Source organism: Iodidimonas sp. SYSU 1G8, assembly GCF_039655775.1.
In the GTDB taxonomy this organism is placed as follows: domain Bacteria; phylum Pseudomonadota; class Alphaproteobacteria; order SMXS01; family SMXS01; genus RI-34.
Map to the genome: position 1 here is coordinate 667,287 of NZ_JBBYXJ010000001.1, position 17,111 is coordinate 684,397.

The window sequence follows — 17,111 nt, forward strand, 5'->3', positions numbered from 1 at the left end:
ATCAGATGCAACTCGCCTTTGACTTGCCCGCCCGTCCGGCGATGGAGCGCGAGGATTTCCTCGTGGCGCCCTGCAATCACGATGCGGTCGAATGGATCGACCGCTGGCCGGCATGGCCGTATCCCGCGCTGGTCCTGCACGGTCCGGCGCGCAGCGGGAAAACCCATCTGGCGCGGGTCTGGCAGAAACGGGCCGGCGCGTTCTGGGCGACCCGGGCCGACGCACCCGACTGCCTTGCCGCCGCGGGCGCGGGGCAGGGAATCTGCCTCGATATCGACGGTACGATCGAAGACGAAACCGCGCTGTTCCATCTGTTCAACTGGACGCGCGAACATGGCGGCAGCCTGCTGATCACCGGCAATGCCCCGCCGCGCGACTGGGGCGTGACATTGCCCGATCTGCGCTCGCGCCTACAGGCCGCGCCGACCGCTATGCTGGCCGAGCCCGACGACGCCCTGCTCGCCGCGGTGACCGTCAAACTGTTTTCGGATCGACAACTTGCGGTCGCGCCCGACCTGCTGAATTATATCCTGCAGAGGACCGACCGCTCCTTCGCCGCGCTGGGCGATGCGGTGGACAGGCTCGACAAGGCCGCTCTGCAGGAAAAACGCCGCATCACACCGCGTTTTGCAAAGCAGGTCCTCGGGTACTGACACCGAATCCGCTCCCATATGTCACGCGACTGTCACACGTCGCGGCTAGCGTGTGCGCGACCATGGTGTTCAGGGGATTCAAGTGACCGACAATTCCACGTCGCAGAGCGCACCGATCGAGGATATTGACGGCGCGTCCGTCCAGTCGGGCATGCCGTCGCGCTTCATCAATCGCGAATTGTCCTGGCTCGCCTTCAACAACAGGGTGCTCGAGGAAGCGATGAATCCGGCGCATCCGCTGCTCGAGCGCGTGCGCTTCCTGTCGATCTCGGCGAGCAACCTCGACGAGTTCTACATGGTGCGCGTGGCAGGCATCCGCGGCCAGATCAACGCCGGGATCGAGACCGTGAGCGATGACGGACTGACGGCCACGCAGCAGATCGATGCCATCAACGCCATGGCCGCCAGCCTGCTCCGTAACCAGCAGAACGCCTGGCGGCACCTGCACGCACTCCTCGCGGATGCCGGCATCGCCGTCGTGGATAATGGCGATCTTGGCGCCGATGAACGCGCATGGCTGGAAGACCGTTTCCTCGACGACGTGTTCCCGGTGCTGACGCCGCTCGCCATCGATCCGGCGCATCCGTTCCCCTTCATTCCCAATCTGGGCTTCGTGCTCGCCATGCAGCTGCGCCGCACGAGCGACGGCACGCCCATGAACGCGCTCATTCCGCTGCCGCGTCAGGTCGACCGGTTCATCCGTCTGCCGGGACAGGCGATCCGCTTCATCTCGCTTGAAAATGTCATCGCGCTGTTTCTGGACCAGCTGTTCCCCGGCTATTCCCTGGTCGGGCGCGGTGAATTCCGCGTCGTCCGCGACAGCGACATCGAGATCGAGGAAGAGGCCGAGGATCTCGTCCGCCTGTTCGAGACCGCGCTGAAGCAGCGCCGCCGCGGCAAGGTCATCCGGCTCAAGGTCAGTCAGACCATGCCTGAGTCGCTGCTCAGCTTCGTCATCGATGAACTGCATGTCGATCATCATGACGTGATCGTGGTTGACGGTATTCTGGGCCTGTCGGACACCAAGCAGCTCATCGTCGATGACAGGCCCGATCTCAAGTTCGAGCCGTTCAACCCACGTTTTCCCGAACGCATTCGCGATCATGGCGGCGACTGTTTCGCGGCGATCCACCAGAAGGACATCATCGTCCACCATCCGTACGAGAGCTTCGACGTGGTGGTTCAGTTCGTGCGCCAGGCGGCAGCCGACCCGAACGTCGTCGCGATCAAGCAGACCCTCTACCGGACCAGCGAGCACTCGCCCATCGTCAAGGCCCTGGTCGACGCCGCCGAATCGGGCAAGTCGGTCACGGCGCTCGTCGAACTGAAGGCCCGTTTCGACGAGGCCGCCAACATTCAGTGGGCGCGGGACCTGGAGCGCGCCGGGGTTCAGGTGGTCTACGGCTTCCTCGAGCTGAAGACCCATGCCAAGGTGTCGCTGGTCGTGCGCCGCGAAGGCAAGGAGCTGCGCACCTACGTTCATTTCGGCACCGGCAACTACCATCCGATCACGGCACGCATCTACACCGACCTGTCCTTCTTCACGGTCGATCCGGTGATCGCGCGGGACGCCACCCGGCTGTTCAACTACCTGACGGGATATGCCGAACCGCGCGATTTCGAGAAAATCTCGATCTCGCCCATCACGCTCCAACCCAAACTGGTGGAACTGATCGACCGGGAGATCGAACATGCCCGCGGCGGCCGGCCGGCGGAGATATGGGCGAAAATGAACTCCCTGGTGGACTCCAGCATCATCGACGCGCTCTATGAAGCCAGCCAGGCCGGCGTGAAGATCGAGCTGATCGTGCGCGGTATCTGCTGTCTTCGGCCAGGCGTGAAGGGGCTCTCCGAGAACATCCGGGTCAAGAGCATCGTCGGTCGGTTTCTCGAACATTCCCGCATCATCTGTTTCGGCGACGGTCACGAACTGCCTTCGGCCGAGGCCAAGGTCTTCATCTCGTCGGCCGACTGGATGCCCCGGAATTTCTATCGCCGGGTCGAAACGCTCATTCCGCTGGAAAACCCTACCGTGCATGCGCAGGTGCTCGACCAGGTGATGGTGGCCAGCCTGAACGACGAGCAGCAAACCTGGTGGCTGCAGCCCGACGGCTCGTATATCCGCGAGGAAGCGGGGCCGGACGGGTTCAACGCTCACAGATATTTCATGACCAATCCCAGCCTCTCGGGCCGCGGCGAAGCCTTGCGCGACAAGCCGGCACCGACCCTTGTATTGGACGACTGATGCTCTCCGAGGGGCCGACCTGCTGATTTTATGCTCGCATGCGGCTGGGTCAGGCACTAGGTTGGCCGCGCCGTGAAGGAGCCTTACCAGAGCCTCATGAACGTTTCCGTCCAAAGCGTTACCAAAAACGTCGTCTGGCAGGTGCCGGCGCGTATCGCCGTCATCGACGTGGGTTCCAATACCGTTCGTCTCGTCGCCTTTGACCTTCAAGGCCGCATCCCGCAACTGATCTTCAACGAGAAGGCCTTTTGCGGGCTGGGCAAGACCTTGGCCACCACGGGGAAGATGTCCGCCGACGGGATGGCGACGGCCCTCGCCACGATCCACCGCTACGTCACGCTGGCGGATCAGATGCGGGTGTCGCATCTCGACATCGTCGCGACCGCCGCCGTGCGCGAGGCCGCCAATCGGGATGAGTTCGCAGACGAGGTCGAGAAGATCACCGGGGGACGACCACTGCGCATCATCAGCGGCGCCGAGGAAGCCCACTACGCGGCGCTCGGCGTCATCGCCGCCATTCCGGACGCGGATGGCTTGGCCGGTGATCTTGGCGGCGGCAGCCTGGAACTGGTGGGAATCACTCGCGGCGACGTCGGCCAGGGCGAATCGCTGCCTCTGGGCACGCTCCGGCTCATGGATGCCCATGGCAGCGACCTCGATGCGACCGCGCGGGCGGTCGAGGACGCGCTGGCGGGCCAGGACTGGATGAAGGGCTTCAGCGGCCGCAACTTCTACGCCGTCGGCGGTACGTGGCGGGCCATCGCGCGCCTGCACATGGCCACCAGACACTATCCGTTGCAGATCCTGCACAATTACGAGATCGGCACCGAGGACCTGAAACGCTTCCTCCGCGATATCCATCTCCATGCCACCGACGCCGCGATCGCCGAGGCGGGGATATCCAAGAAGCGCATCGGCATGCTGCCAGTGGCTTCGATCGTCCTGCAGCGCGTGCTGCGGCGGCTGGCGCCCAAGCGCATCGTGATCTCGGGCCTGGGGCTGCGCGAAGGCATCCTGTTCCATCACGCGCCCGAGGAACTCAAGCGCGCCGATCCGCTGCTCGCGTTCTGCCGCGAGATGGCCACGCGCCGCAGCCGGTTTCCCGAGCATGGCGATGATCTGATGCGTTGGATCGATCCGCTGTTCGGACGCGAGAATATCCGTGAGAAGCGGCTGCGCTATGCCGTTTGCCTGTTGAGCGACATCGCATGGTCGGGACATCCCAGCTACCGTGCCGAACTGGCCATGGACCAGATCATGCTCGCGCAGGTCCTGGGGACGGACCATCCGGGCCGCGCCTTCATCGGCATGTCCCTGTTCGTGCTGAATGGCGGCTCGGTGGATGCGCCGGCCACCGCGCGAACCCGCGCCTTGCTGGACCAGACGGAAATCAACCGCGCCAGATCCGTGGGACTGGCGCTGAGACTCGCCCAGCGGATTTCGGGCGGAACCCAGGAACTGCTGGGGCTGGCGCATCTTGGGCTTGACGGCGACCGGGTGGTCCTCGTCCTCAACCGAGATGGCGATTACATGGCGGGCGAGGCGGTCTACCGACGGCTCGAGCATCTAGCTGCGGCGCTGGGCAAGCAGCCCGCCGTCCAGGTCATCGACTCAGCCTGACCGGAGCCGGGCCGCCGACGCGGCCTAGAGTTCGGTCAGCACCACGTTGCCGCGCTTGATGGAGAGGGCGAGCTTGCCGTGCTTGAGGGCGAGCGCATCCTTGCCGAACACGTCATAACGCCAGCCCTGCGCGGCCGGCACGTCGGCCTTGTCATCGGCGGCGAGCTCTTCCAGGTCGGACATGTTCGCGACCAGCTTCTGGGCGACGTTTTCTTCCTCGCACCGCAACTTGAGCAACACGCGCATCAGGTCGACGATGGGCCCGATCCCGCGCGGCAACTGCCGGCGCTGTTCGGCGGCGGGCAGCGCGTCTTCCGGCAGGTTCCGTGCGTCCTCCAGTGCCTTCATCAGACTTTCGCCGGCCTGTCCGCGCGCGAGATTGTCGGCGAGACCGCGCACGGCGCGCAGCTCGTCCATGGTGGAGGGCGGATGGGCAGCGATTTCCAGGACCACGTCGTCGCGAATGACCCGGTTGCGCGGCACATCGATCTTCTGCGCACGAACCTCGCGCCAGGCGGCGACCGCCTGGACATAGGCCATGAAGCGCCGGTTCGAGCTCTTGGGTTTCAGGCGCAGCCAGGCATCCTCGGGCTCGACCCGATAGGTCGCCGGATCGATCAGGACATCCATCTCCTCGGTCAGCCAGGACTCGCGGCCGTTCTTGGCCAGGATCTTGGCCAGGCCGGTATAGATGTCGCGCAGATGGGTCACATCGCCCAGCGCGTACTGCACCTGCTTGGAGGTCAGCGGACGGCGCGACCAGTCGGTGAACCGCGACGATTTGTCGACGCGGGCCTTGGTGAAATGGTTCACCAGCGTTTCGTACCCCACAGAATCTCCGAAACCGGCGACCATGGCGGCGACCTGGGTGTCGAACACCGGCGTCGGCAGCGCGTTGAAATCGTGCAGGAAGATTTCCATGTCCTGGCGCGCCGCGTGCAGCACCTTCAGCACCTTGTCGTTCGCCATCAGCTCGACGAAGGGCTCCATGGACAGTCCTTCGGCCAGTGGGTCGATCGCCCAGGCGTCGTCGGGCCCGGCGATCTGGATCAGGCACAGCTTTGGCCAGTAGGTATTGCTGCGCATGAACTCGGTATCGACGGTCACGAATGCCGCATCGCGCAGCGACTCGCAGACGGCGGCCAGATCGGCTGTTTTCTCAATCACTTTCATCGTTCGTTCCTATACAGGCAATCCGGCGTGTCGTCATCAGTCCCGTCCGTGGCTTGACAAATTGCCGACAAGTGTGTGCTTTACCCCGCGCCCGCACTAAAGGAATCCAAGAAAATGCACGCGTACCGCACGCATACCTGCAACGAACTGCGCGAAGACCATGTCGGCCAGACCGTCCGGATCTCCGGCTGGGTCCATCGCAAACGCGACCATGGCAATCTGCTGTTCGTGGACCTGCGCGATCACTATGGCCTGACCCAGTGCGTGATCGAGGCCGGCGAGGCGGGATTCGACGTGATCGACGGCGCTCGCGCCGAAAGCGTCGTGACCATCGACGGCAAGGTGGTGGCCCGCACCGGCGACACGGTGAACCCGGATCTGCCCACCGGCCAGATCGAGGTCCGCATCCTGGGCGTCACCGTCCAGTCGGCGGCGCAGGAACTGCCCATGCCGGTCTTCGGCGAGCAGGAATATCCCGAGGAAATCCGCCTGAAGCATCGCTATCTCGACCTGCGGCGCGAGCGCATGCACAAGAACATCGTGCTGCGCTCCCAGGTGATCTCGAGCATTCGCCGCCGGATGATCGATCAGGGCTTCATGGAATTCCAGACGCCGATCCTGACCGCCAGCTCGCCCGAAGGCGCGCGCGACTTCCTGGTGCCGAGCCGCATCCATCCGGGCAAGTTCTACGCGCTGCCGCAGGCGCCGCAGCAGTTCAAGCAGCTGCTGATGGTCGCGGGCTTCGACCGCTACTTCCAGATCGCTCCGTGCTTCCGCGACGAAGACGCCCGAGCCGACCGTTCGCCCGGCGAGTTCTACCAGCTCGACATCGAGATGTCGTTCGTGACCCAGGACGACGTGTTCGCGGCCATCGAGCCGGTGATGCACGGCGTGTTTTCGGAGTTCTCGGACCGAAACATCACGCCCGCGCCGTTCCCGCGCATTCCGTACCGCGAATCCATGCTGAAATATGGCAATGACAAGCCGGATTTGCGGAATCCGCTGGTCATCACCGATGTCACCGAGGTCTTCCGCGGCTCCAATTTCGGCGTATTCGCTCGCGCGATCGAGGGCGGCTCGGTGGTTCGCGCCATCCCGGCGCCCCAATCCAGCGACCGCCCGCGCAGCTTCTTCGACAAGATGAACGAGTGGGCCCGCGGCAACGGCGCGCCGGGCCTGGGCTACATCATTTTCGCCGATGGCAGCGGCAAGGGGCCGATCGCGAACAATCTGGACGCGGACCGTATCGCCCAGCTCAAGACGCTGACCGGCCTTGGCGATGGCGACAGCCTGTTCTTCGCCGCCGGCACGCCCGACAAGGCGGCCGAACTGGCCGGTCTGGCCCGCACCAAGCTGGGCCAGGATCTGGGGCTGATCGAGGCGAATGCGTTCCGCTTCTGCTGGATCGTCGACTTCCCCATGTATGAATGGGACGACAAGGAGAAGAAGATCGACTTCTCCCACAATCCGTTCTCCATGCCGCAGGGCGGTCTCGAGGCGCTGCAGACCAAGGATCCGCTGGATATCCTGGCGTTTCAGTACGACATCGTCTGCAACGGCATCGAGCTGTCCTCGGGCGGCATCCGCAACCACAGCCCGGACATCATGATCAAGGCGTTCGAGGTGGCCGGCTATACCCAGGACGACGTGGAAAACCGCTTCGGCGGCATGCTGAACGCGTTCCGCTACGGCGCGCCGCCCCATGGCGGCATCGCGCCGGGCATCGACCGCATCGTCATGCTGCTCGCCGATGTGCCGAACATCCGCGAGGTCATCCTGTTCCCGATGACCCAGCAGGCCGAAGACCTGATGATGGGCGCGCCGGCCGTGGCGACCAACAAGCAGCTGCGCGAGCTGCACATCAGGGTCGTCCAGGAAGAAAAGAAGGCTTAAGCCTTCGCGCGCGTGACGATGTCGACTTCGCTGACAAGCGTCCGGTGGACCGGGCACTTGTCGGCGATCTCCATCAGTTTCGCCCGCTCCGCCTCGCTGAGGTTTCCCTCCATCTCGATCTGACGCTCGAAGCGGTCGATCTTGCCCTCGCGTGTCTCGCACTCGGCGCAGTCGGCGGCATGAACCTTGTCATGACGAACAACGACCGAGACACGGTCCAGCGGCAGCTTCTTGCCGTTGGCGTAAAGCCGCAGCGTCATCGCCGTGCAGGCGCCCAGCGCGGCTGACAGCAGTCCGTAGGGCGACGGTCCGTTGTCGCCGCCGCCCACCGACCGGGGTTCGTCCGCCACCAGCAGATGCGGCCCGATCCGGATATCCTGCTCGAAGGTGCCGCGCCCGGTTTCACGGACCACCACATTTCCCTCGGAGCTCGCGGTCTCTTCCGCCTCGGCCGCGCCCATGTAGCGACGGCTCCAGGCACCCAGTAGATCGGCCACGTAATCGGCATCGGCGGCGTTGCTCAGCAGGTGGTCGGCGCCGTCCAGGCTGATGAAGCTCTTGGGATGCAATGCCGCTTCGTAGATTTCCCGCGCATTGTCGATCCCGACCGTCTCGTCCAGCGGCGCATGGAACACAAGCAGCGCCTTCTTCAGACGGCCGATGTAGTCCCGGGGCCGGTGCGTGTTCAGATCGTCGAGGAACGCCTCGCCGATGTCGAAGGGACGGCCGCCCACATCCACGGTCGCCTTGCCCTTGCGCCGGATTTCCTCCGCCGAATCCCGGATAAGCCGGCCGACATGGGCCGGATCCGCTGGCGCGGCGATGGTCGCGACCAGCGCCGCCTCGGGAATGTCCAGCGCCGCCCGCAGCACCGCCGCGCCGCCCAGGCTGTGGCCGACGAGAATGCGCGGCGCCTTGTGCTCGTGCCGCAGATAATCGGCGGCCGCCAGCAGATCCGCGATGTTGGACGAGAAACTGGTGTTGGCGAAGTCGCCTTCGGAAGAGCCGAGACCGGTGAAATCGAACCGCAGCACGGCGATTCCCCGATCCGAGAGGCCGCGCGCGATCCGGCTGGCGGCGAGCACATCCTTGCCGCAGGTGAAGCAGTGGGCAAAGAGCGCATAGGCCAGCACCGGCCCGCGCGGCATGTCGAGACGCGCGGCGAGGGCCTGTCCGTCGGCGCCGTTGAAGGTGATCTTCGCACTAGGGGAGGGCATGGCGATTCCTGTTGGTTTCGGCCTGTTCGCTTTCTATGGTAACCGCAAAACAACGGGAACTTCAGGGAAAAGGGAGACTGCAATGGGTCCGCTTCAGGGCATCAAAGTCATCGAAATCGCCGGCATCGGACCGGGTCCGTTCTGCGCCATGATGCTGGCCGACATGGGCGCCGACGTGATCCGCATCGACCGCAAGGATCCGTCGGGCAGGGGCGGCACCACGGCGGGCGGCAATGCTCGCTTCGACGTGCTGAACCGGGGCCGTCGTTCGCTGGCGCTGGATCTCAAGAACCCGGAGGCCATCGAGACGGTCCTCAAGCTGTGCGAAACCGCTGACGTCATCACCGAGGGTTTCCGTCCGGGCGTGATGGAGCGCCTGGGCCTGGGTCCGGACGAGGTCATGAAGCGCAACCCCAAGATCATCTATGGCCGCATGACCGGCTGGGGCCAGGAAGGCCCGTACGCACCGGTGGCCGGCCACGACATCAACTACATCGCCCTGTCGGGCGTGCTGCACTGCCTGGGCCGCGAGGACAGCAAGCCGGTGCCGCCGATGAACCTTGTGGGCGACTTCGGCGGCGGCGGCATGATGCTGGCATTCGGTATCGCCTGCGCGCTGATCGAGGCGAACAAGTCGGGCAAGGGTCAGGTGATCGACACCGCCATGGTCGATGGCGCGGCGCTGCTGATGGCGCCCATGTACGGCATGCAGGCCATGGGCCGCTGGGATGGCGACAAGCGCGGCGTCAATATCCTCGACACCGGCGCCCATTTCTACGAGGTCTATGAGACCGGAGACGGCAAGTACGTGTCCATCGGCTCCATCGAACCCCAGTTCTACAAGCTGCTGGTCGAGAAGTCGGGTATCGACGCGAGCGAGTTCCAGGACCAGCACAACAAGGACAAATGGCGTGGCTACAAGGCCACGCTGGAGAAGGTGTTCAAGACCAAGACGCGCGACGAGTGGTGCGCGATCATGGAATACACGGACATCTGCTTCGCGCCGGTCCTGTCCATGAACGAGGTTCACGAGCATCCGCACAACGCCGAACGCGGCACCTTCATCGAGGTCAATGGCCTGCGCCAGCCCGGCCCCGCGCCGCGCTTCTCGCGCACCAAGCCCGTCGTGAAGCGCCCGCCGCCGCTGCCCGGCGAGCACAACGAGGAAGCACTCGGGGATTACGGCTTCAGCGCGTCGGACATCGAGAAGCTGAAAGCCAGCGGCGCGATCTGATCAGCGGCGCTTCCGGTCGATGGCGGCCTCGACCGTGATGGTCTGGCCGCTTTGACCCGGAAAGTTGCTGAACAGCGCGTCGATCATGTAGGGGACCGCGCCGGCGAAGTTGTCGGCCGGTCCCATGCTTTGTGCGCGCCCCTCGAAGATTCTTGCGCCGGTATCGCGCCTCGAGATCACCAGCGTGACCGTCCGCGCCGCCATCCGTTCGCCGCCGCCCAGGCTGAAGCTGGTGCCCAGCCCGACACCCACCCCGGAGCCATAGCCGCCGCTGCCGCCGCCCACGCCCAAGCTCATGCGCGGGCCATTGTCGATGCCGTCATCGCTGGCGACAGGCTGCTGGTAGTAGTCCAGTTCAGCGATGTAGTCGGGCGCTGCGCCGGAGACGGGGCTGAATCCCGCACGCGACAGGTGGGCCGTGGTCCTGGCGGCATAATCGCGAAACGCCATGCCCCCGGACTTGCGATCATCTGGCGCGACGATCGCCACCGTACCGCCAGGGGGCGGCATCTGATGGAAGCGCGTGACATCGGATGAGATCGTCTGCGCTCCGGCACAAGCCGACAGCAGCAGGGCGGCGACCAGGGAAATCATCATGCGGGTCATGGCGGCCTCGTTTGGAAGTAAACGGCTTGGATCAGTTGCCGGTCGCCCACCAGGTTTCCGGGCTGTAGCCGGTCAACGGCGGAACGGGCGGCATGGCGATCCGGTTCCAGTAGGCGACCCGGTCGCCGCGCAGGTGATAGAGTGGCAGCACATAGGCGCCGGCCCTGAACACCCGGTCCAGCAGCCGCGTCGCCGTCACCAGTTCGGCCCGGGTCTTGGCGCCGGTGATCCGCCCGATCAGCTTGTCGATCACGGGATCGCGCACCCCCATGTAGTTTCGGGTGCCCGGCTGGTCGGCCGACGCCGCGCCCCAGTAGAAGCTCTGTTCGTTACCGGGCGAGAGCGACTGTCCCCAGAAATAGACGATCATGTCGAAATCATAGGTCGTCAGACGTTGCTGATACTGAGCGTTGTCCACGAGCCGCGGCTCGGCGTGAACGCCCAGACGGGAAAGATCGCGCGCATATTGCTGCGCGACGCGCATATTGGACGGATCGTCCAGCAGGATTTCGAATGCCACCGGCTCGCCAGCCGGGTTCAGCAGACGGCCGTCACGGACAGTGTAACCCAGCGCGTCGAAGGTCTGTTTGGCACGGCGCAGATGCTGCCGGCCACTGTCTTTGCCGTCCGATTGTGGAAGCAATGCGAGCGGGCGGGAAAGCGCCGGATGCCGGGCCGCGCCCAGTTCAGCGGCCAGCGCCCGCTCGTCCGCGCCGGGCGCCAGGGGCGCGGCAAGCTCGGAATTGTCGAAGATGCCCTGGGTGCGCGTATAGGCGCCGTAGAACAGTTTCTGGTTCATCCATTCGAAATCGAACGCGTCGATCAGCGCGCGGCGAACCCGCGCGTCGCGAAATACATTCTTCCTCGTGTTGAAGACCAGCGCGTTCAGGCCGGCCGGCCGGCCATTCGGCAACACGGCGCGGATGATCCGGCCGTCGCGCAGCGCCTTGCTGTCGTAGCCCGTCGCCCACTTGCGCGGACTCGGCTCATCGCGGAAATCAATGGCGCCGGCCTTGAAGGCCTCGAGCGCCATGTCGTCATCGCGGAAATATTCGTAGCGCACCGTGTCGAAGTTGAACTTGCCGCGGTTCACCGCCAGATCGCGGCCCCAGTATGCAGGATCACGGCGATAGACGATGGCGCGGCCGGGATCGACCGTCTGGACCCGGTAGGGGCCTGTGCCCGGGATGACATCCAGGCTGACCTGCTCGAAGTCCCGCCCCTTGAACCAGTGCCTGGGCAGAACAGGCAGAAGGCCGAGGATCAAGGGCAGCTCGCGGTCCTTGGCGGAGGCGAAGGTAAACTTCACGCCGCGCGCGCCGACCCGCTCGATCCGGGACACCTGCGAATAATAGGTATGGTGGTTCGGACGCCCGTGATCGCGTAGCGTCTCCAGCGAAAAGATGACGTCGTCGACCGTGACCGGTCGGCCATCGTGGAAGCGGGCTTCGGGCCGCAGCCGGAAAATGACCCAGGACCGGTCTTCCGGAACCTCGACCGATTCCGCCAGCAGCCCGTAGAGGGTAAACGGCTCGTCCAGGCCTCGGGTCATCAGCGTCTCGAAGACCAGGGTTCTGCCGTCCGCCGCGTTCCCCCGGATGATGAAGGGATTGAGGCTGTCAAAGGCCCCGGCGCGAGCCATAACGAGCCGGCCGCCCTTGGGCGCCGAGGGCTGCACATAGTCGAAATGCCTGAATCCGGACGGGTATTTCGGGTCTCCGTGCATGGCGATGGCATGACCGGCCGCCGCCGCAGCAGCGGAGATGGGAGAGACCAGAAGAAGGAGAATGACGACGAGGGGCAGGCGCATCGCCAGACTATGACCTGCCAGAGGTTTCGTCGCAAATACCGCTCGTTCGCGGGACCGGCGCGGTAAAAAAGAAGGGCGCCCACCGGCGCCCAAGTCTGGAGGAATACCACACATCGAACGGAGATCGCGACCAATGCCGCGTGCCGCCGCCGCTGTCGAATTCGATGGTTGCATCATGCCCATGGAGTTGGGCAGGATTTGGGCGAAAACCACCGTTTCAATAAAAAAGGGGACATGGAATGGCGACGATTCCTGAAACGATGCAGGCGTATCAGAAGACCCAGATCTACACCGACAAGACCACGCCCGGCATGATGAAGAACGATCACAGCGTGCGGAACGGTGTCTGGGCCAAGATCGTCGTTCAAAAGGGCGAGGTCGTCTACGAGGTGCCCACCCGCCAAGAGACCCAGACCTTGACGCCCGAGTCGCCCGGCATCATCGAACCTATGGTCACCCATCGGATTCTGCCCCAGCCCGGCGCCAAATTCTATCTGGAGTACTATCGCTAGGCAGCGACATCAGCCACTCCGCAGGGCGCCGCCGGCTCGTTACGTACCCACTTGCGCCGGCCAGCAATAGGGTGCCTTCTCTCAGTCTCGCCGGTGCGGGAGGAGTCGTTGTGGGGGAGGCTCGCTATGCCTGACGGCCGATCAGGAACCGACAATGTGGCCAGCCAGGAGATTTCGGGAAAGCTCCTGACCTTCCGCTATGTCATCGCGCTGGCGATCATGGCTTTGATCGCGATCGCGTCTCACCTGGCCTTCAACAGGGTGCTGCACGAGCATGGCGGGTCGGCCTATCTCAATCAGGTCAACGCCCGACAGCAGGTTCTCGCGCAGCGGATCGCCCGTCACGCACTGCAGTACGTCCATGGAGATAGCGCCGCGCGTGACCTGCTGGCGGCGGCCGTGGCCGATTTCGATCGGACTCATACAGCGCTGATCGAAAGGATCACCGACCAAAGGGTTCCCGTACGGGCGCGGAAAGCGCTCCAGCAGGTCTATTTCGATCCGCGCAACCTGCATTCTGAAGTGACCGAATTCATAGCGGCCGGTCAGCGGGTACTGGCGGCATCAGCCCCCTCGGCCGTCGCTGCCGACGTCGCCCTGTTGCAACGGCATGCCGACGGCACGCTGGAGCGGGACCTGAAACATGTCGTCGACATCTACGAGAAATCGAGCCTGGCCCAGCTCATCCAGCTGGACAAGATGCAGAACGCCCTGCTGGTGCTCGTCTTCCTCGCCCTGACCATGGAAGCGGCGATCATCTTTCAGCCCATGGTCCGCCGGATCACGCGCTATACCGCCGATCTCCTCAAACTGGCCACCACCGACCCGCTGACGGGACTGCTGAACCGCCGCAGCTTCATGGACCGTGGGTTCGCCGCGGCGCGCGAGTCGCGGCGCGAGGGGAAACCGAGCACCCTGATGACCATCGACGCGGACTATTTCAAGCGCGTCAACGACACGCACGGCCACGCCACCGGCGACGAGGTGCTGCGGGCAATGGCCCATACATTGCAGTCCAATATACGCGCGTCGGACCTGCTCGGGCGCATGGGCGGAGAGGAGTTCGCCGTGCTGATGCCGGATGTGGATGCGGAAGAAGCCCGGCACCTGGCAGAGCGCCTTCGATGCGCGGTCGAGGGTCTGGAGACGATCACTGAGACCGGCACCATCCAATTCACGATCAGCGTCGGCATTTCCGCCATCCGGTTCGACGAGAACGATCTGCTGCCCGCCCTGAGGCGGGCCGATCAGGCGCTCTACAGCGCCAAGAACGCAGGCAGGAACCGCATCGTCTTGGCGCCTCCGCCCGAACCCGTCATGGTGGAGACCGCGCCGGTCAGAGCCACGGTTTAGCCGAGGCGCTCTTCCAGGAACCGGTCGACCCGTGCCGTGAAGCGCTTCGCCAGCGGCCCGCCGAAACTGGAAAATCCATGGGCGCCACCCGGGAAGAGCTCGATCTGGGCGTGATTTCCTGCCGCCATCCAGCGCGCATGCATGAACAGGGTGTCGTCCAGCAACGGGTCGAGCGTGCCGCAGGTGAAAAGCGCTGGCGGAAGCCCGCGCAGATCGCCCTGGATCGGCGAGACGTCGGGCGATGCCCAGGTTGCCGGATCGGGCGCGAAAACATCTCGGAACCAGGCGATCGAATGCGTATTCAGCACGAGTCGCCTTGGTCCCCAGTTGCGCACGCTCGGCGTCAGCGCCATGTCGAAGACACCGAACACCAGATTGGCCGCCTCGAACCCGTTATAGCCGTGCCGGTCCCGCATCCGCAGCAACGTGACGGCGGCGAGATGGGCACCGGCGGACTCGCCGCCGATCGCCAGCCAGTCGGTACCGAATTCAGACCGCGCATTGGCGACGAGCCAGCGCGCCGCCGCCTCGCAATCGTCGGGCGCGGCTGGATAGGGGTTCTCCGGCGCGAGGCGATAATTGACGCTGACCACCGCTAGGCCGAGCCGGTCGGCGAAGTGCAGCAGCAACGGATCGTTCTGATCGTTGGCGCCATTCACCCAGCCGCCGCCATGGAAGTGCAGGTACACGCCCCGGGGAGCGGCCGGCGCGACGATGCGCAGGCCCACCGGACCGCCCGGGCCCTCGATGTCCCGAACGACCGCGCGTTCGGTTTTCGGCCGGGCCGCGAACACTCCTTCGCCGCGGGCCCGCGCGTCGCGCATCACCTGAGGCGGGACCGTGTCGATGGGCGGTGCGTTCTCGAAGACCTTGTCGATCCGCGCATTGATCGCTCTTGTTTCCTCGTCGATGGCGCTGTCCTCGAACACCGCCGGATCAAACCCCGAGCCCGTCATGGAATCCTCCCTAGCCGCTTGATCCATCATCATGCCTGGCGCACGCTCCGGCGCAAGAAGACCGATGGGAGACATCCATGCCCTATGCCAAGGCGGGCGACCTGAACCTTTATTACGAGATGGCGGGCGAGGGGCCGCGCCTGCTGTTCATCAGCGGCACGGGCGGCGACCTGCGCAATCCCCTGGGGCCGTTCCAGTCGCCGCTCGCCAGGCGGTTCAGCTTGTTGTCCTACGACCAGCGCGGCCTCGGGCAGTCGGACAAGCCGGACGTCGCCTACAGCATGGCCGACTATGCCGACGACGCCGCGCGGCTGCTCGATGCTGTCGGCTGGGATCGCTGCCACGTGCTGGGCTATTCCTTCGGCGGCATGGTGGCGCAGGAATTGGCGATCCGGCACCCGGACCGACTGCAACGCCTCGTTCTGTGCGTCAGCGCGCCGGGCGGCGCGGGCGGCGCCTCCTATCCGCTGCACGAACTCGCCGGACTCGGCCCCGACGACAAGGCGCGCGCCTCGATAAGGCTTGGCGATCTGCGGCGGACGTCTGAATGGGAAGCCGCCCACGCGACCGAAATGGCGTCCTTCATCGACCAGGCCAAGGCCGCCGAGAATGCCTTCAGCCATGAGCCGGACTGGGCGATGGGACGGCGGCGCCAGCTTGAGGCGCGGGCGGGACACGACACGTTCGCGCGCTTGGACCAGATCACCGCGCCGACGCTGATCTGCGCCGGCCGGTACGATGGTATCGCCCCGGTCGCGGCGCAGGAAGCCATGACGCGGCGCATTCCCGGCGCCGAATTGCGCGTGTTCGACGGCGGGCACCTGTTCGTCATGCAGGACCGGTCGGCCTATCCCGCGATCACCGAATGGCTGACTCGGCCCTGACGGCCTATTTCGGAAAAGCCTCTGTCTTGTCGAGCGCCGCGCTCATTTCCTGGTAGCGACCATCGACCAGACCGCGAATGTAGTCGTGGGTGAAGACGTAGAAATCCCCGGCCTTGATCCCTTCGACGGTCATGCGCCCGACGATGGCCGGGTCCATGCCCAGTTCCTGGATGAGTTTGCGCGACTCCTCGTTGGACTCGCCGCGCGCGCCAAATTCCGGCGGCCGGTCGCGCTCGATATCCCAGATGTCCGTCGCGACCGGGCCGGGGCAGAGCAGGGTGACCGCGACGTCGTTCGCGGCGTAGTCGGCGCGGATGGCATCGGCGAAGCCCAGCACGGCATGCTTGGACGCGGCATAGACCGGCATGCTGCCATAGGGTGTCATGCCCACGCTCTGTTCGGAGCCGGTGATGACGATATGCGACGGCGTACCCTGGGCGAGGAAACGCTTCACGAAAACCGAGCAGGCGAGATAGACGCCCCTGACATTGAGACCCATGAGCCAGTCCCAGTCATTGTCGTCGATCTTGTGCATCTCGCCGCGAAAACCGACACCGGCATTGGCCACGAGAATGTCGACGCGGCCGAATTCCCGGAATGCCAGATCGGCAAGCGCCTCGACGGCGTCCCGCTTGGCGGCATCGCTGCCGACGCCGAGGACGCGGACACCGAATTCCTCCGCCAGCGCCCTGGCGGCGCGCTCCGATTTATCGGCGTGCAGCCCGCTGAGGACGAGATGCGTGCCCTCGGCCGCCAGCGCGCGGGCGATGCCCAGCCCGATGCCGCTATTGCCGCCGGTAATGACGGCGACCTTGTCCTTCAAATCCTTCATCGAAACCTCCCCTTTGTTCCGGATAGGATAGCCAGCAGGTTCGGTGCTGCCTATGGGGATGTGCCGTTTGACGCGGGCGCATGCCCGTTCGTAAGCTGTTCGGATGCCGGAACACACGCGATG

14 protein-coding genes are annotated in these 17,111 nt (G+C 64.9%); 8 read left to right on the top strand and 6 right to left on the bottom strand.

What is annotated here, in order from left to right:
- Window positions 1–5 precede the first annotated feature (5 nt).
- The 3 genes from WJU17_RS03325 to WJU17_RS03335 all read left to right on the top strand — a co-directional run bounded on the left by WJU17_RS03325 (window position 6) and on the right by WJU17_RS03335 (window position 4,518).
- A complete protein-coding gene (locus WJU17_RS03325) occupies window positions 6–653 on the top strand; it encodes a DnaA/Hda family protein (RefSeq protein ID WP_346325919.1) in 648 nt (215 codons plus the stop codon).
- Window positions 654–768: 115 nt separating this feature from the next.
- The gene (locus WJU17_RS03330) at window positions 769–2,898 is read left to right on the top strand and encodes an RNA degradosome polyphosphate kinase (RefSeq protein WP_346327385.1); all 2,130 of its coding nucleotides are present in this window, start codon (window positions 769–771) and stop codon (window positions 2,896–2,898) included.
- Between the two features lie 96 nt (window positions 2,899–2,994).
- On the top strand, window positions 2,995–4,518 hold the full coding sequence (locus WJU17_RS03335) for a Ppx/GppA family phosphatase (RefSeq protein ID WP_346325920.1): 1,524 nt from the start codon (window positions 2,995–2,997) through the stop codon (window positions 4,516–4,518).
- A gap of 24 nt (window positions 4,519–4,542) precedes the next feature.
- Here the strand turns inward: WJU17_RS03335 and rnd are convergent, their stop codons facing one another.
- Window positions 4,543–5,691 (bottom strand): ribonuclease D, encoded by a 1,149-nt coding sequence (gene rnd / locus WJU17_RS03340; protein ID WP_346325921.1) that lies wholly within the window; start codon window positions 5,689–5,691, stop codon window positions 4,543–4,545.
- 114 nt (window positions 5,692–5,805) lie between these two features.
- On the opposite strand from rnd, the gene aspS reads away from it, so the two are divergent.
- Entirely contained in the window at window positions 5,806–7,584 is a 1,779-nt protein-coding gene (aspS, locus tag WJU17_RS03345) for an aspartate--tRNA ligase (RefSeq protein WP_346325922.1), read from the top strand.
- Here the strand turns inward: aspS and WJU17_RS03350 are convergent.
- The gene (locus WJU17_RS03350) at window positions 7,581–8,801 is read right to left on the bottom strand and encodes a bifunctional alpha/beta hydrolase/OsmC family protein (RefSeq protein WP_346325923.1); all 1,221 of its coding nucleotides are present in this window, start codon (window positions 8,799–8,801) and stop codon (window positions 7,581–7,583) included. The genes aspS and WJU17_RS03350 overlap by 4 nt on opposite strands.
- Window positions 8,802–8,883: 82 nt before the next feature.
- Between WJU17_RS03350 and WJU17_RS03355 the strand changes: the two genes are divergently transcribed.
- The gene (locus WJU17_RS03355; RefSeq protein ID WP_346325924.1) at window positions 8,884–10,035 is read left to right on the top strand and encodes a CaiB/BaiF CoA-transferase family protein; all 1,152 of its coding nucleotides are present in this window, start codon (window positions 8,884–8,886) and stop codon (window positions 10,033–10,035) included.
- On the opposite strand, the gene WJU17_RS03360 is transcribed toward WJU17_RS03355, so the two are convergent.
- Both WJU17_RS03360 and WJU17_RS03365 read right to left on the bottom strand, forming a co-directional pair.
- Window positions 10,036–10,641, bottom strand: coding sequence for a DUF4136 domain-containing protein (locus WJU17_RS03360; RefSeq protein ID WP_346325925.1), 606 nt, complete (start codon window positions 10,639–10,641; stop codon window positions 10,036–10,038).
- Window positions 10,642–10,672: 31 nt separating this feature from the next.
- Window positions 10,673–12,451, bottom strand: a complete 1,779-nt coding sequence (locus tag WJU17_RS03365) for an extracellular solute-binding protein (protein ID WP_346325926.1) — start codon at window positions 12,449–12,451, stop codon at window positions 10,673–10,675.
- Between the two features lie 239 nt (window positions 12,452–12,690).
- Here WJU17_RS03365 and WJU17_RS03370 point away from each other — a divergent pair, with 239 nt between their 5' ends.
- Together WJU17_RS03370 and WJU17_RS03375 are read left to right on the top strand one after the other, a co-directional pair.
- Complete coding sequence (locus tag WJU17_RS03370) at window positions 12,691–12,963, top strand: DUF1971 domain-containing protein (protein WP_346325927.1); 273 nt, start codon at window positions 12,691–12,693, stop codon at window positions 12,961–12,963.
- Window positions 12,964–13,089: 126 nt separating this feature from the next.
- Window positions 13,090–14,316, top strand: coding sequence for a diguanylate cyclase (locus WJU17_RS03375; protein ID WP_346325928.1), 1,227 nt, complete (start codon window positions 13,090–13,092; stop codon window positions 14,314–14,316).
- Here the strand turns inward: WJU17_RS03375 and WJU17_RS03380 are convergent.
- Window positions 14,313–15,272, bottom strand: a complete 960-nt coding sequence (locus tag WJU17_RS03380; protein WP_346325929.1) for an alpha/beta hydrolase — start codon at window positions 15,270–15,272, stop codon at window positions 14,313–14,315. The genes WJU17_RS03375 and WJU17_RS03380 overlap by 4 nt on opposite strands.
- A gap of 77 nt (window positions 15,273–15,349) precedes the next feature.
- Here WJU17_RS03380 and WJU17_RS03385 point away from each other — a divergent pair, with 77 nt between their 5' ends.
- Window positions 15,350–16,156 (top strand): alpha/beta fold hydrolase, encoded by an 807-nt coding sequence (locus WJU17_RS03385; protein ID WP_346325930.1) that lies wholly within the window; start codon window positions 15,350–15,352, stop codon window positions 16,154–16,156.
- Window positions 16,157–16,160: 4 nt separating this feature from the next.
- Here WJU17_RS03385 and WJU17_RS03390 read toward each other — a convergent pair whose 3' ends face one another.
- Window positions 16,161–16,988, bottom strand: coding sequence for an SDR family NAD(P)-dependent oxidoreductase (locus WJU17_RS03390; protein WP_346325931.1), 828 nt, complete (start codon window positions 16,986–16,988; stop codon window positions 16,161–16,163).
- Window positions 16,989–17,111 lie beyond the last annotated feature (123 nt).

What these genes read in the sequence shown, in the direction of transcription:
- WJU17_RS03375 (WP_346325928.1), top strand. Translation starts at nt 13,090, where the DNA reads ATGCCTGACGGCCGATCAGGAACCGACAATGTGGCCAGCCAGGAGATT.
- WJU17_RS03370 (WP_346325927.1), top strand. Translation starts at nt 12,691, where the DNA reads ATGGCGACGATTCCTGAAACGATGCAGGCGTATCAGAAGACCCAGATC.
- WJU17_RS03325 (WP_346325919.1), top strand. Translation starts at nt 6, where the DNA reads ATGCAACTCGCCTTTGACTTGCCCGCCCGTCCGGCGATGGAGCGCGAG.
- WJU17_RS03360 (WP_346325925.1), bottom strand. Translation starts at nt 10,641, where the DNA reads ATGACCCGCATGATGATTTCCCTGGTCGCCGCCCTGCTGCTGTCGGCT.
- WJU17_RS03390 (WP_346325931.1), bottom strand. Translation starts at nt 16,988, where the DNA reads ATGAAGGATTTGAAGGACAAGGTCGCCGTCATTACCGGCGGCAATAGC.
- aspS (WP_346325922.1), top strand. Translation starts at nt 5,806, where the DNA reads ATGCACGCGTACCGCACGCATACCTGCAACGAACTGCGCGAAGACCAT.
- WJU17_RS03350 (WP_346325923.1), bottom strand. Translation starts at nt 8,801, where the DNA reads ATGCCCTCCCCTAGTGCGAAGATCACCTTCAACGGCGCCGACGGACAG.
- WJU17_RS03355 (WP_346325924.1), top strand. Translation starts at nt 8,884, where the DNA reads ATGGGTCCGCTTCAGGGCATCAAAGTCATCGAAATCGCCGGCATCGGA.
- WJU17_RS03385 (WP_346325930.1), top strand. Translation starts at nt 15,350, where the DNA reads ATGCCCTATGCCAAGGCGGGCGACCTGAACCTTTATTACGAGATGGCG.
- rnd (WP_346325921.1), bottom strand. Translation starts at nt 5,691, where the DNA reads ATGAAAGTGATTGAGAAAACAGCCGATCTGGCCGCCGTCTGCGAGTCG.
- WJU17_RS03365 (WP_346325926.1), bottom strand. Translation starts at nt 12,451, where the DNA reads ATGCGCCTGCCCCTCGTCGTCATTCTCCTTCTTCTGGTCTCTCCCATC.
- WJU17_RS03380 (WP_346325929.1), bottom strand. Translation starts at nt 15,272, where the DNA reads ATGACGGGCTCGGGGTTTGATCCGGCGGTGTTCGAGGACAGCGCCATC.
- WJU17_RS03335 (WP_346325920.1), top strand. Translation starts at nt 2,995, where the DNA reads ATGAACGTTTCCGTCCAAAGCGTTACCAAAAACGTCGTCTGGCAGGTG.